This is a genomic window from Mycolicibacterium pulveris (assembly GCF_010725725.1).
Lineage (GTDB): Bacteria > Actinomycetota > Actinomycetes > Mycobacteriales > Mycobacteriaceae > Mycobacterium > Mycobacterium pulveris.
In genome coordinates, this window is record NZ_AP022599.1 from 4,561,192 (window position 1) to 4,574,619 (window position 13,428).

The following is a 13,428-nucleotide window of genomic DNA, read 5'->3' on the forward strand; positions in this document are numbered from 1 at the left end:
GGCCCCCTCCGTTGTCGGTCACACCGATGCCTAGAGTCGAGCTCATGAAATCGTGGTCGGCGCCCGAGGTCCCGGCGCTTCCGGGGCGGGGCCCGCAACTGCGGCTCTACGACAGCGCCGACCGGCAGATCCGCCCGGTCGGCGCCGGTGAAAAGGCCACCATGTACGTGTGCGGAATCACCCCGTACGACGCCACCCACCTGGGCCATGCGGCCACCTATCTCGCGTTCGACCTGGTGTATCGGGTGTGGCTGGACGGGGGACACCAGGTGCACTACGTGCAGAACGTCACCGATGTCGACGATCCGCTCTTCGAGCGCGCCGAGCGCGACGGCGTCGACTGGCGCGAGCTCGCCGAGCGGGAGACCCAACTGTTCCGCGACGACATGGCGGCGCTGCGGGTGCTACCCCCACACGACTACGTGGCGGCCACCGACGCCATCGCCGAGGTCATCGAGCTGGTCGAGAAGATGCTGGCCTCCGGCGCGGCCTACGTCGTCGACGATCCCGACCACCCCGACATCTACTTCCGCGCCGACGCCACCCGGCAGTTCGGCTACGAGTCGGGCTATGACCGCGACACCATGCTGGCGCTGTTCGCCGAGCGCGGCGGCGACCCCGACCGGCCCGGCAAGCACGACCCGCTCGACGCGCTGATGTGGCGCGCGGCACGGCCGGGTGAACCCAGCTGGCCGTCGCCGTTCGGACCGGGACGGCCCGGCTGGCACGTCGAATGCACCGCGATCGCGCTCAGCCGCATCGGCACCGGGCTCGACATCCAGGGCGGCGGCAGCGACCTGATCTTCCCGCACCACGAGTTCTCGGCGGCCCACGCCGAATCCGTCACGGGGGAGCGGCGATTCGCGCGTCAGTACGTGCACGCGGGCATGATCGGCTGGGACGGTCACAAGATGAGCAAGAGCCGCGGCAACCTCGTGCTGGTGTCGCGGCTGCGCGCCGACGGTGTCGACCCGTCCGCCATTCGGCTGGGCCTGTTCGCCGGGCACTACCGCGCCGACAGGTACTGGAGCGACGCCCTGCTCGCCGAGGCCAACGAGCGGCTGCACCGCTGGCGCACGGCGACCGCGCTGCCCGCCGGGCCCGACGCCACCGACGTCGTCGCGCGCGTTCGCCGGTACCTGGCCGACGACCTGGACACCCCGAAGGCGCTTGCCGCGCTCGACGGCTGGACGACCGACGCCCTGGAGTACGGCGGCCACGACGCCGAGGCCCCCCGCGCCGTGACGACCGCGGTGGACGCGCTACTGGGAGTCGCGCTGTAGCCGGTAACTTGACCCCATGAGTTCTGTGACCGGCAAAGTCGTGTTGATCACCGGTGCCGCCAACGGCATCGGGGCCGAGGTGGCGCAGCGCCTGCACGCCAAGGGCGCCAGCCTGGTGCTGACCGATCTGGATGGCGAGCAACTGCATCGGGTGGCCGCGCAGCTGGGTGGTGACCGGGTGCTGACGGTGGTCGCCGATGTCCGTGACCTGGACGCGATGCAAGCCGCGGTGGAGGGGGGAGTCCAGCGGTTCGGCGGCATCGACATCGTGATCGCCAATGCGGGCATCGCCACCACGGGGTCGGTGCTCGGCGTCGACCCGGAGGCGTTCAAGACCCTGGTCGACGTCAACGTGGTGGGGGTGTTCAACACGGTGCGCGCCGCGCTGCCGTCGGTCATCGACAGGCGCGGATACGTGCTGGTCGTGTCGTCGGCGGCCGCCTACGCGGCCTCGGCGGGCATGGCGCCGTACGACGCGTCCAAGGCCGCCGTCGAGCACTTCGCCAACGCGCTGCGCCTGGAGGTCGCACACCGCGGCGTCGATGTCGGCTCGGCGCACATGCTGTGGATCGACACCCCAATGGTGCGGGAGGGCAAGGCCGACTCGGCGGCCTTCCGCGAGATGCTGCGCAGGCTGCCGGGCCCGCTGGCCAAGACCACGTCGGTGCAGGAGTGCGGCGAGATCTTCGTCAAGGGCATCGAGGAACGCAAACGCCAGATCAACTGTCCGCGCTGGGTCGGGTTGATGCGGTGGCTCAAGCCTGTGCTGTCGACGCGGTTTGTCGAGAAGGCCACGGCCACGTCGGTTCCCGAACTCCTGCCGCAGATGGACGCCGAGGTGGCCGCGCTGGGCCGGTCGATGAGCGCGCGCACCGAAGCGCTGAAAAAGCGGTGATCCGCCGGCTCGCGGTAACGGCCTTGGCCGCAGCGCTTTTCGCGGCGTGCAGTACCTCCGGATCCGAGCAGGTCACGACGTCGCCGCCGCCCCCGAGCGCCGAGCCGGTGAGCCTGCAGGAGGCGCGGGCGATCGCCAAGGAGGCCTATATCTACGGCTTTCCGCTGGTCGACAGCTACCGGATTCAGTACTCGTATTTCGTCGACAAGCATGATCCCGACTACCGCGGTGGCTTCAACGAAGTCCACAGCGAGGCAAGGCTTTTCACTCCTGAGGACAAGGCGGTGCAGACGCCGAACGCGGACACGCCGTATTCGATGCTGGGTGTCGACCTGCGTACCGAACCGCTGGTGCTGACCGTCCCGCCGATCGAGCAAGACCGCTACTACTCCTTGCAATTCATCGACGGTTACACCTACAACGTCGCCTACGTCGGTAGCCGCACCACCGGCAATGGTGGAAGCAGATACCTGCTGGCCGGGCCGAACTGGGACGGTGCGAAACCCGAAGGCATCGACGAGGTCCTCCGGTTCGACACCGAACTGGGGTCGGTGATCTATCGCACCCAGTTGTTCGGGCCGTCGGATCTGGAGAACGTCAAGAAGATTCAGGAGGGCTATCAGGCGACGCCGCTTTCGGTGTACCTGAACCAACCGTCACCGCCCGCGGCCCCTCCGATCGACTTCATGCCCCCGCTCAGCCCGGAGCAAGAGCGGACGTCACCGCAGTTCTTCGAGATTCTCGGTTTCACGCTGCGGACCATGCCAGTGCTGCCCCGGGAAAAGCAGATGCGCGAGCGGTTCGCGTCCATCGGAATCGGGCCCGACGGCGACTTCGAAGCCGACAAGCTCTCACCCGAGATGCGCGCGGCCGTCGAGGGCGGCATGGCCGACGCCTGGGCCGAACTCGACAAGCTGACCAAGGACAAGATCGAGACCGGTGAGGTCACCTCGGCGGACTTCTTCGGCACCGCAACGGATCTCGGCGGCAACTACCTCTACCGGATGGCGGGGGCGGTGTTCGGCATCTTCGGCAACACCGCGGCCGAAGCGCTGTACCCGGGCCTGGCCGTCGACTCCACGGGGGCGCCGCTGACCGGCGCCGACAACTACATCGTGAAGCTGCCGGCCGGCCAGCTGCCGCCGGTCAACGCCTTCTGGTCGGTGACGATGTATGAGATGCCGCAGAGCCTGCTGGTGCAAAATCCGATCCAGCGCTACCTGATCAACTCGACGATGCTGCCCAGCCTGACGCCCGACCCCGACGGCGGCTACACCATCTATGTGCAGAACCAGTCACCAGGACCGGACAAGGAGGCCAACTGGCTTCCGGCCCCGAAGGGCCCGTTCCAGATGATCATGCGGCTGTACTGGCCCAAGCCCGACGCGCTGAACGGCACCTGGAAGCCGCCGCACGTGGTCAAGACGTAGCTAGCCGCGAAACCCCGGGCCGCGGCGGCGCAGGTAGCGCTCGAACTCGGCGGCCAGCGCGTCGCCGTCGATCTTGCCAAGCACCTCGTGCAGGTCGACCTCGGCGTCGCCGCGCTGCTCGAGCGACTGCACGTACTCGGCGATCTCGTCGTCGTCGGCCGTCATCTCGGAGACGAGCTGTTCCCACTCCTCGGCCTGCGCGGGCAGGTCGCCCAGCGGCACCTCGATGTCGAGCACGTCCTCCACGCGGCGCAGCAGGGCCACCGTCGCCTTGGGGCACGGCGGCTGCGACACGTAGTGCGGCACCGCCGCCCAGAACGTCACCGCCGGGATGCCCGCCTGCACGCAGGCATCCTGAAACACCCCCGCGATACCGGTCGGGCCCTCGTAACGGGTCTCCTCCAGCCCGAACGTCTGCGCCGAGTCGGGCGAGTAGGCCGCCCCGGACACCGGCACCGGCCGGGTGTGGGGCGTGTCGGCCAGCAGCGCGCCCAGGATCACCACGGTCTGCACGTGCAGCTTGTCGGCGATCGCCAACAACTCCGCGCAGAACGTCCGCCAGCGCATATTGGGTTCGACCCCGTTCATCAGCACGATGTCGCGGTCCGAACCCGGAGGCCGGCAGTGCGAGATGCGCATCGAGGGCCACACCAGCTCGCGGGTGACGCCGTCGACCTGGCGGATCACCGGACGGTTGACCTGGTAGTCGTAGTACGACTCGTCGTCGATCTCCAGGATCGGTTCCGCCTCCCAGACCGCCTCGAGGTGCTCCAGGGCGTCGCTGGCGGCATCACCGGCGTCGTTCCAGCCTTCGAAGGCGGCAACGACGATCGTGTCGTTGAGTTCGGGCAGGCCAGGCTGTCCGTGGCCGCCCGCTTGCGACGAGGTCACACCGCCAGCGTAAGGCTTGTCGCCGGATGGGGAGGACCATCACCTCACAAGCCTGCTTGCACAGCAGGACTACCCTGTCGATGTGGCTGATGGGAAACAGCGCGCGTTCGGCGCCCAGCCGCACCCGGTCAGACGTCATCGCGACGAAATACGTTCGGCGGTAATCGGGTTAACCAAGGGTGGTTAGGAGTTGCCCACGATCTTGCCGACGAGATCTACGAGCTGTCGCGCACCGGTACGGCGGGGGTCGAGACGTTTGATCGGGAGACGACGTAGACTCTTCCCCGCCGAGAGGCGTTGCAACGGATACCTGGGGACAGGGTCCCCGCTCGGTATCCGCCACGCTCGGCGAAGTCAAGGACGCCTTCCGCTAAGGAAGGAGTGCACGTGACATTTGAGCCCAACCCCCGTCCGGACTGCACGGACGCGCTGATGGCCACTCTCAAGCAGCGGATCATGGTGATCGACGGTGCGATGGGTACCGCGATCCAGCGCGACCGGCCCGACGAGGCCGGCTACCGCGGCGAGCGGTTCAAGGACTGGCCCAGCGATCTGCAGGGCAACAATGACCTGCTCAACCTCACCCAGCCGCAGATCATCGAGGCGATCCATCGCGAGTACCTCGACGTCGGCGCCGACATCATCGAGACCAACACGTTCAACGCGAACGCGGTCTCGCTGTTCGACTACGGCATGCAAGAGTTCAGCTACGAGCTGAACTACGTCGGCGCCGCGTTGGCGCGCAAGGCCTGCGACGAATACAGCACAGCCGACAAGCCGCGCTACGTCGCCGGGGCGCTCGGGCCGACGACGCGCACCGGGTCGATCTCACCGGACGTCAACGATCCGGGCGCCCGCAATGTCACCTACGACCAGCTGGTCGACGCCTACCTGGAATCGGCGAATGGCCTGGTCGACGGTGGCGCGGACATCATCCTCGTCGAGACGATCTTCGACACGCTGAACGCCAAGGCCGCGGTGTTCGCCCTCGAGACGCTGTTCGAGGACCGGGGCCGCCGCTGGCCGGTGATCATCTCGGGCACCATCACCGATGCGTCGGGGCGGACGCTGTCCGGTCAGGTCACCGAAGCGTTCTGGAACTCGATCCGCCACGCCAAGCCGCTGGCCGTCGGGCTCAACTGCGCCCTGGGCGCGCCGGAGATGAGGCCCTACATCGCCGAGATATCGCGCATCGCCGACACTTTCGTCTCCTGCTATCCCAACGCCGGGCTGCCCAACGCGTTCGCCGAATACGACGAAACCCCCGAGCGGCAGGCCGGATACGTCGCCGATTTCGCCGACGCGGGCTTCGTCAACCTGGTCGGTGGCTGCTGCGGAACCACTCCGGCGCACATCGCCGAGATCGCCAAGGTGGTCGAGGGCAAGCCGCCGCGCCAGGTCCCCGAGATCCCGGTGGCCACCCGCCTGTCGGGCCTCGAGCCGCTCAACATCGACGACAACTCCCTGTTCGTCAACATCGGTGAGCGCACCAACATCACCGGCTCCGCGCGGTTCCGCAACCTGATCAAGGCCGAGGATTACGACACCGCGCTGTCGGTGGCCCTGCAGCAGGTCGAGGCCGGTGCGCAGGTCATCGACATCAACATGGACGAGGGCATGATCGACGGCGTCGCCGCGATGGACCGGTTCACCAAGCTGATCGCCTCCGAACCGGACATCAGCCGTGTCCCGGTGATGATCGACTCCTCCAAGTGGGAGGTCATCGAGACCGGCCTGAAGAACGTGCAGGGCAAGCCGATCGTCAACTCGATCTCGCTGAAGGAAGGCGAGGAGAAGTTCATCCGCGAGGCACGGCTGTGCCGCAAGTACGGCGCCGCCGTCGTCGTGATGGCCTTCGACGAGCAGGGGCAGGCCGACAACCTGGAGCGCCGCAAGCAGATCTGCGGGCGCGCCTACCGCGTTCTGACCGAGCAGGTCGGCTTCCCGGCCGAGGACATCATCTTCGACCCGAACTGCTTCGCGCTGGCGACCGGGATCGAGGAACACGCCACCTACGGCATCGATTTCATCGAGGCCTGCGCCTGGATCAAGGAGAACCTGGCCGGCGTGCACCTGTCCGGCGGCATCTCAAACGTGTCGTTCTCGTTCCGCGGCAACAACCCGGTCCGCGAGGCGATCCACGCGGTGTTCCTGTACCACGCCATCAACGCCGGTCTGGACATGGGCATCGTCAACGCCGGGGCGCTGGTGCCGTACGACTCGATCGACGCCGAGTTGCGGGACCGCATCGAAGACGTCGTGCTGAACCGCCGCCCCGACGCCGCCGAACGGCTGCTGGAGATCGCCGAACGCTTCAACAGCACGGACAAATCCGACGACGCGTCCGCTGCGGAGTGGCGCAGCCTGCCGGTCCGCGAGCGGATCACCCACGCCCTGGTCAAGGGCATCGACGCCCACGTCGATGACGACACCGAGGAGCTGCGCGCCGAGATCGCCGCCGCCGGCGGTCGCCCGATCGAGGTGATCGAGGGCCCGCTGATGGACGGCATGAACGTCGTCGGCGACCTCTTCGGCTCCGGCAAGATGTTCCTGCCTCAGGTGGTCAAGTCGGCCCGAGTGATGAAAAAGGCTGTGGCATATCTGCTTCCGTTCATCGAGGCCGAAAAACAGCCAGGCGATGCGGAGCACTCCAACGGCACCATCGTGATGGCGACCGTCAAGGGCGACGTCCACGACATCGGCAAGAACATCGTCGGCGTGGTGCTGCAGTGCAACAACTACAACGTGGTCGATCTCGGGGTGATGGTGCCCGCCCAGAAGATTCTGGCCGCCGTCGAGGAGCACGACGCCGACATCGTCGGGCTGTCGGGCCTGATCACCCCGTCGCTGGACGAGATGGTGAACTTCGCCGCCGAGATGGAACGCGAGGGACTACAGATCCCGCTGCTGATCGGCGGGGCGACCACCTCACGGGCGCATACGGCGGTGAAGGTGGCACCGCAGCGCAGCGGTCCGGTGGTCTGGGTCAAAGACGCGTCCCGCTCGGTGCCGGTCGCCGCCGCGCTGCTGGACGACAAGCAGCGTCCGGCGCTGCTGGAGGCGACCGAGAAGGACTACGCCGCCCTGCGTGAACGGCACGCCCAGAAGAACGAGCGGCCGATGCTGACCCTGGAGAAGGCCAGGGCGAACCGCACGCCGATCGACTGGGACGGCTACACGCCGCCGGTGCCCGCGGTAGGCACCGGGATTCGGGAATTTCTCGACTACGACCTGGCCGAGTTGCGCGAGTTCATCGACTGGCAGCCGTTCTTCAACGCCTGGGAGATGAAGGGCCGCTTTCCCGACATCCTCAACAACCCGGCCACCGGCGAAACCGCCCGCAAGCTGTATGAGGAAGCCCAGACGATGCTCGACACCCTGATCAAGGAGAAGTGGCTCACGGCCAACGGGGTGATCGGATTCTTCCCGGCCAACGCGGTCGGGGACGACATCGAGATCTACACCGACGACACCCGCACCGAGGTGCTGGCCACGCTGCACAACCTGCGCCAGCAGGGCGAGCACCGCGAGGGCATTCCGAACCGCTCGCTGGGCGACTTCGTCGCGCCCAAAAAGACGGGCCTGCGGGACTACGTCGGCGCGTTCGCGGTCACCGCGGGGCTCGGCAGCCAGGACAAGATCATGGAGTTCAAGGCGGCCCTCGACGATTACAGCGCCATCCTGCTGGAATCGCTGGCCGACCGGTTGGCCGAGGCGTTCGCCGAACGGATGCACCAGCGGGTCCGCACCGAGTTCTGGGGATATCAGCCCGAAGAGCAGCTGGACAACGAGGCCCTGATCGCCGAGAAGTACGTCGGCATCCGCCCCGCCCCCGGCTATCCGGCCTGCCCGGAGCACACCGAGAAGGCCACGCTGTGGCGGCTGCTCGACGTCCACACCCGCACCGGCATCGAGCTGACCGAGTCGATGGCGATGTGGCCCGGTGCCGCCGTCAGCGGCTGGTATTTCTCGCACCCGCAGTCCCAGTACTTCGTGGTCGGCCGGGTGGCCCAGGATCAGGTCGCCGACTACGCCAAACGCAAGGGCTGGACCCTCAAGGAAGCCGAGCGTTGGCTGAGCTCCAACCTCAGCTACAACCCGGAGGACTGAGTCAGCGGAACGAGTCGGCGTTGGCGCCGGCCCACTCGGCCACCGATTGAGCTGGTGTGCCGGTGAGTTCGGCGACCAGCTGGTTGGCGTGTTGCGGCGCGTCGAGGCCGGTTTCGATCTGCTCGAGGTACCAGTGCGCGTACTGACCCATCGCGGGCCGCAACGCCGTCTCGGCTTCGGCACGGCCGCAGTGCTCGACCGTCACGTCGATGCCGACACCCACACCGACCTGCTGCGCGATCTCGGCGCGGGTGAGCGCCGCCGGGCCGGTGATCGGGTAGGACTGCCCGTAGTGTGCGGGGTCGGGCCTGGCCAACAGCGTCGCGGCGACGCGGGCGATGTCGTCCATGGTGATCGGTGCCTCGACCACCGACGGATACGCCTCGAGGACGGTGCGGGTCGCCTTGATCTGCTCTGACCAGATCGTGAAGTTGTCGGTGAACTCGCCCGGCCCGAGTTGCGTATTGACGAGCCCGGACGCCGTGATCCTGTCGGCGTGCTCCTGCCAGTCCCCACTACCCGACAACGCGACGACGTAGCCGACACCGGCCTGTTTGACCAACTCGAGGGTGGCGTCCAGTGTCGCCGGAAGCGGGGCGAGGTACATCGCCTCCACGCCCTGCAGTGCCGCGGGCAGGGTCGCCGGTTTGCCGAGGTAACCGGTGGCGGCGGACACGCCGTCGGGCAGGTTCGCCTTCGCCGGGTTTGTGGTCAGCGCGCGGATGTCGTTGCAGCCCAAGTCGATCAGCTGGTCCACGATGCGGCGGCCGATGTTTCCGGTTGCGCCCGTCACGAGAATGGTCATGGATTTCACGCTACGCGCCGGCCATGACACAATCGCGAACATGCAGGCCGTGCTGTTCGATATGGATGGCACCCTCGTCGACTCCGAAAAACTCTGGGACATCTCGCTGGCCGCGCTCTACACCGAACTCGGTGGCGAGTTGACCGCGGAGGTCAGGGCGTCGCTGGTGGGCAGTTCGGCCGAAGACACCATCCGCGCCGTGTACGCCGACCTGGCGCTCGACCCCGACCCGGCCGCGATGGCCGAGTCCGACCGCTGGCTGCACGCCTACACCGCCGACCTGTTCGAGGACGGGCTGCCGTGGTGCGACGGCGCGCGTGAGTTGCTGGAAGCCCTTGCCGCCGAAGAAATTCCGGTGGCCCTGGTCACCAACACCCAACGCATGCTGACCGAACGGGCGCTGCACAGCATTGGCAGGCATTACTTTTCGGCAACCGTCTGCGGAGACGAAGTTCGCCGTGGCAAGCCCGCTCCCGACGCATATCAGCGCGCGGCCACGCTGCTCGGGCTGGCACCGCCGGAGTGCCTTGCGGTCGAGGACTCCGTGACCGGCGCCGCGGCGGCCGAAAGCGCGGGCTGCCCGGTGTTGGTGGTGCCCAACGACGTCGCGGTGCCCGGCGGGTCAGGGCGCCGACATGCCGGCTCCCTTGCGGGCCTGGACGCCGCGTCGCTGCGAAACGTCTACGCGCAGCTGACGGCAGAACTGGGCGAACGCAGCGCCTGACGTACGCCGGAATGATTCAATGTGACTCTCGTCACGCATTCTGCGGAAAGGCGCCCACATGACCCACGCACCCGCCGGCGGAGCCGAATCCGGGGTGGACTACGAGGAAACCGAGCATGCCGGCCGTGTCGTGCGGATCGCCGCGGTGGCAGCGTTGGGCGGGTTGCTGTTCGGATACGACAGTGCCGTGATCAACGGCGCTGTCGCCGCGATCGAAGACGAGTTCGTCATCGGGGGTCTGGGGCTGGGGTTCGCGGTGGCGTCGGCGTTGCTCGGCGCGGCGCTCGGCGCGATGACCGCCGGCGGGCTCGCCGACAAGATCGGCCGCTTGGCGGTCATGAAGCTGGCGGCGCTGCTGTTTCTGATCAGTGCGTTCGGCACCGGTTTGGCGTTCAATTTCATCGGCGGAAACGACGATCACTACCTCGGGCTGCCCAGCGGGGTGTGGATGCTGGTGCTGTTTCGCATCGTCGGGGGCATCGGGGTCGGCGTCGCCTCGGTGATCGCCCCCATGTACATCGCCGAGACGTCGCCGCCGCGGATCCGGGGCCGGCTCGGCTCCCTGCAGCAGTTGGCGATCGTCACGGGCATCTTTCTGTCGTTGGCGATCGACTACCTGCTGGCCCATCTGGCAGGCGGGTCCGGGGAAGTGCTGTGGCTCGGCATGGAGGCCTGGCGCTGGATGTTCCTCATGATGGCGATCCCGGCCGTCGTGTACGGGACGCTGGCGTTCACCATTCCCGAGTCACCGCGTTATCTCGTTGCCAAATACCGGATTCCGGAGGCTCGCCGGGTCCTGACCAAGCTGCTCGGGGAGAAGAACCTGGAGCTGACGATCACCCGCATCCAGGAGTCGCTGAAAGCCGACAAACCGCCGTCATGGCGAGACCTGCGCAAGCCGACCGGAGGCATCTACGGCATCGTGTGGGTCGGCCTGGCGTTGTCGGTCTTTCAGCAGTTCGTCGGCATCAACGTCATCTTCTATTACTCCAACATCCTGTGGGAGGCCGTCGGGTTCGACGAGAGCCAGGCGTTCCTGATCACGGTGATCACGTCGGTCACCAACATCGTCACCACGCTGATCGCGATCGCGCTCATCGACAGGGTCGGGCGCAGGCCGCTGCTGCTGGTCGGCTCGACGGGCATGGCGCTGACTTTGGGCACGATGGCGGTGATCTTCGCGACCGCGGGCAGCGAGATCGTCGACGGCAAGGAACAGCCCGTGCTCTCCGGTGCGTCCGGGCCGATCGCGCTGATCGCGGCGAACCTGTTCGTGGTCTCGTTCGGCATGTCGTGGGGCCCGGTGGTGTGGGTGCTGCTCGGCGAGATGTTCCCGAACCGGATCCGCGCCGCGGCACTCGGGCTGGCCGCGGCCGGGCAGTGGGTGGCGAACTGGCTGATCACCGTGACGTTCCCGGGCCTGCGCGACGTGTTGGGCGCGGCCTACGGCTTTTACGCGGTGTGCGCCGTGTTGTCGTTGGTGTTCGTCTTGCGCTGGGTGAAGGAGACCAAGGGGATGCACTTGGAGGACATGCAACGTGACACCCGGCCCCATGAACAGCCCGCCGGCTAAACCCGCGTGACCGCCGCCGCGCCGGCGTGGAACAATCGCGTGCCGTGAAGACCTTCGAAGCCCTGTTCGCCGAACTGTCCGAGCGGGCGCGGACCCGGCCCGCAGGCAGCGCAACCGTCGCAGCGCTCGACGGCGGCGTACACGGGCTGGGTAAGAAGATCCTCGAAGAGGCCGGCGAGGTGTGGTTGGCCGCCGAACACGAGAGCGACGAGGCCCTGGCCGAGGAGATCAGCCAATTGCTGTATTGGACGCAGGTGTTGATGATCGCGCGTGGGCTCACGCTCGACGACGTCTACGCGAAGCTGTGACCGACATGCTGCGCGTCGCGGTACCCAACAAGGGCACGCTTTCAGAACCGGCGTCCGAGATCCTGTCGGAAGCCGGATACCGCCGTCGCACCGACTCGAAGGACCTGACCGTCGTCGATCCCGCCAACAATGTCGAGTTCTTCTTCCTTCGGCCCAAGGACATCGCCATCTACGTCGGGTCCGGGGAGCTGGATTTCGGCATCACCGGGCGCGATCTGGCGGCCGAGTCCGAGGCGCCGGTGCACGAACGCCTGGCGCTGGGTTTCGGGTACTCGACATTCCGCTACGCCGCACCGGCCGGGCGCACCTGGCGGGTCGAGGATCTCGCGGGCAAGCGGATCGCCACCGCGTTCCCGAATCTGGTCCGAAAAGACTTGGCGGCCAGGGGGATTGATGCGACCGTGATCCGGCTGGACGGGGCGGTGGAGATCTCGGTGCAACTCGGGGTCGCCGACGCGATCGCCGACGTGGTGGGTTCGGGCCGGACCCTGGGCCTGCACAACCTGGTGGCGTTCGGCGAATCGCTGTGCGACTCAGAGGCGGTGCTCATCGAACGCATCGACGCCTCCGACGACAACCGCTCGGCGCGTGACCAATTGGCCGGGCGCGTGCAGGGCGTGGTGTTCGGCCAGCAGTACCTGATGCTGGACTACGACTGTCCGCGCAGTGCGCTCGACGACGCGATCGCCGTCACGCCCGGGCTGGAGTCGCCCACCATCGCCCCGCTGGCCGACACCGCGTGGGTGGCCGTGCGGGCACTGGTGCCGCGTCGCGATGTCAACGCCATCATGGACGAACTGGGTTCCATCGGCGCGAAGGCGATTCTGGCCTCTGACATCCGGTTCTGCCGCATCTGATCACCCTGACGGCGCACGTCGGCCGTGTTAGCGTCCGAATGTCGCTATCACCGGTCGGAGGTCCGACATGACGCACGCCCTCGTACTCTTGCTCGCCCTGCTGATCGGTGTGATCGCCGGCCTGCGGGCGTTCACGGCGCCCGCGATCGTCTCATGGGGCGCCCTGCTGGGCTGGATCGACGTGGGCGACAAGTGGTCTGAGTGGATGGCACATCCGGTCACCGTCACGGTGTTGACGATCTTCCTTCTGGTGGAGTTGGTGACCGACCAACTGCCGCAGACGCCGAGTCGTAAGACGACACTTCAGTTCCTCACCCGGCTACTCATGGGCGGCTTCGCCGGCGCGGTCGTCGGCAGCGCGTTCTTCCACACGTTCAGCTCGCTGGGCGCCGGAATCATCGGCGCGGTGCTGGGCACCCTGGCAGGCGCGGCGGCGCGGGAGCGGTTGGCGTCGCTGCGCAGCGGGCAGGACCGGCCCGGCGCCATCCTCGAGGACGTCGTCGCCGTCGGCGGCGGATTTCTCATCGCCTTCCTCGTCAGCCTGATCTGAGC

At 67.4% G+C, this 13,428-nt stretch carries 11 protein-coding genes; 9 read left to right on the forward strand and 2 right to left on the reverse strand.

Annotated elements, in window-relative coordinates; genetic code table 11:
* The first annotated feature begins 44 nt into the window (after window positions 1-44).
* The 3 genes from mshC to G6N28_RS22105 are packed head-to-tail and all read left to right on the forward strand — an operon-like array spanning window position 45 to window position 3,608.
* Complete coding sequence (gene mshC, locus G6N28_RS22095; protein ID WP_163904024.1) at window positions 45-1,283, forward strand: cysteine--1-D-myo-inosityl 2-amino-2-deoxy-alpha-D-glucopyranoside ligase; 1,239 nt, start codon at window positions 45-47, stop codon at window positions 1,281-1,283.
* Window positions 1,284-1,299: 16 nt separating this feature from the next.
* The gene (locus G6N28_RS22100) at window positions 1,300-2,178 is read left to right on the forward strand and encodes an SDR family oxidoreductase (RefSeq protein ID WP_163904026.1); all 879 of its coding nucleotides are present in this window, start codon (window positions 1,300-1,302) and stop codon (window positions 2,176-2,178) included.
* Complete coding sequence (locus tag G6N28_RS22105; RefSeq protein ID WP_163904028.1) at window positions 2,175-3,608, forward strand: DUF1254 domain-containing protein; 1,434 nt, start codon at window positions 2,175-2,177, stop codon at window positions 3,606-3,608. Before G6N28_RS22100 ends, G6N28_RS22105 begins: the two co-directional genes overlap by 4 nt.
* On the opposite strand, the gene G6N28_RS22110 is transcribed toward G6N28_RS22105, so the two are convergent.
* Window positions 3,609-4,499 (reverse strand): PAC2 family protein, encoded by an 891-nt coding sequence (locus G6N28_RS22110; RefSeq protein ID WP_163904030.1) that lies wholly within the window; start codon window positions 4,497-4,499, stop codon window positions 3,609-3,611.
* Window positions 4,500-4,880: 381 nt separating this feature from the next.
* Here G6N28_RS22110 and metH point away from each other — a divergent pair, with 381 nt between their 5' ends.
* Window positions 4,881-8,609 (forward strand): methionine synthase, encoded by a 3,729-nt coding sequence (gene metH, locus G6N28_RS22115; protein WP_163904033.1) that lies wholly within the window; start codon window positions 4,881-4,883, stop codon window positions 8,607-8,609.
* A 1-nt stretch (window position 8,610) separates the two neighbouring features.
* Here the strand turns inward: metH and G6N28_RS22120 are convergent, their stop codons facing one another.
* Window positions 8,611-9,414, reverse strand: a complete 804-nt coding sequence (locus G6N28_RS22120; RefSeq protein WP_163904035.1) for an SDR family oxidoreductase — start codon at window positions 9,412-9,414, stop codon at window positions 8,611-8,613.
* A 40-nt stretch (window positions 9,415-9,454) separates the two neighbouring features.
* Here G6N28_RS22120 and G6N28_RS22125 point away from each other — a divergent pair, with 40 nt between their 5' ends.
* From G6N28_RS22125 to G6N28_RS22145, 5 genes are all read left to right on the forward strand, one after another.
* Window positions 9,455-10,138, forward strand: coding sequence for an HAD family hydrolase (locus G6N28_RS22125; protein ID WP_163904038.1), 684 nt, complete (start codon window positions 9,455-9,457; stop codon window positions 10,136-10,138).
* A 58-nt stretch (window positions 10,139-10,196) separates the two neighbouring features.
* Window positions 10,197-11,711, forward strand: a complete 1,515-nt coding sequence (locus G6N28_RS22130; protein WP_163904040.1) for a sugar porter family MFS transporter — start codon at window positions 10,197-10,199, stop codon at window positions 11,709-11,711.
* 26 nt (window positions 11,712-11,737) lie between these two features.
* The gene (locus G6N28_RS22135) at window positions 11,738-12,019 is read left to right on the forward strand and encodes a phosphoribosyl-ATP diphosphatase (RefSeq protein ID WP_163904041.1); all 282 of its coding nucleotides are present in this window, start codon (window positions 11,738-11,740) and stop codon (window positions 12,017-12,019) included.
* A gap of 5 nt (window positions 12,020-12,024) precedes the next feature.
* Window positions 12,025-12,876, forward strand: coding sequence for an ATP phosphoribosyltransferase (gene hisG / locus G6N28_RS22140; RefSeq protein ID WP_163906530.1), 852 nt, complete (start codon window positions 12,025-12,027; stop codon window positions 12,874-12,876).
* Between the two features lie 67 nt (window positions 12,877-12,943).
* Complete coding sequence (locus tag G6N28_RS22145) at window positions 12,944-13,426, forward strand: DUF4126 family protein (protein WP_163904043.1); 483 nt, start codon at window positions 12,944-12,946, stop codon at window positions 13,424-13,426.
* Window positions 13,427-13,428: the final 2 nt, after the last annotated feature.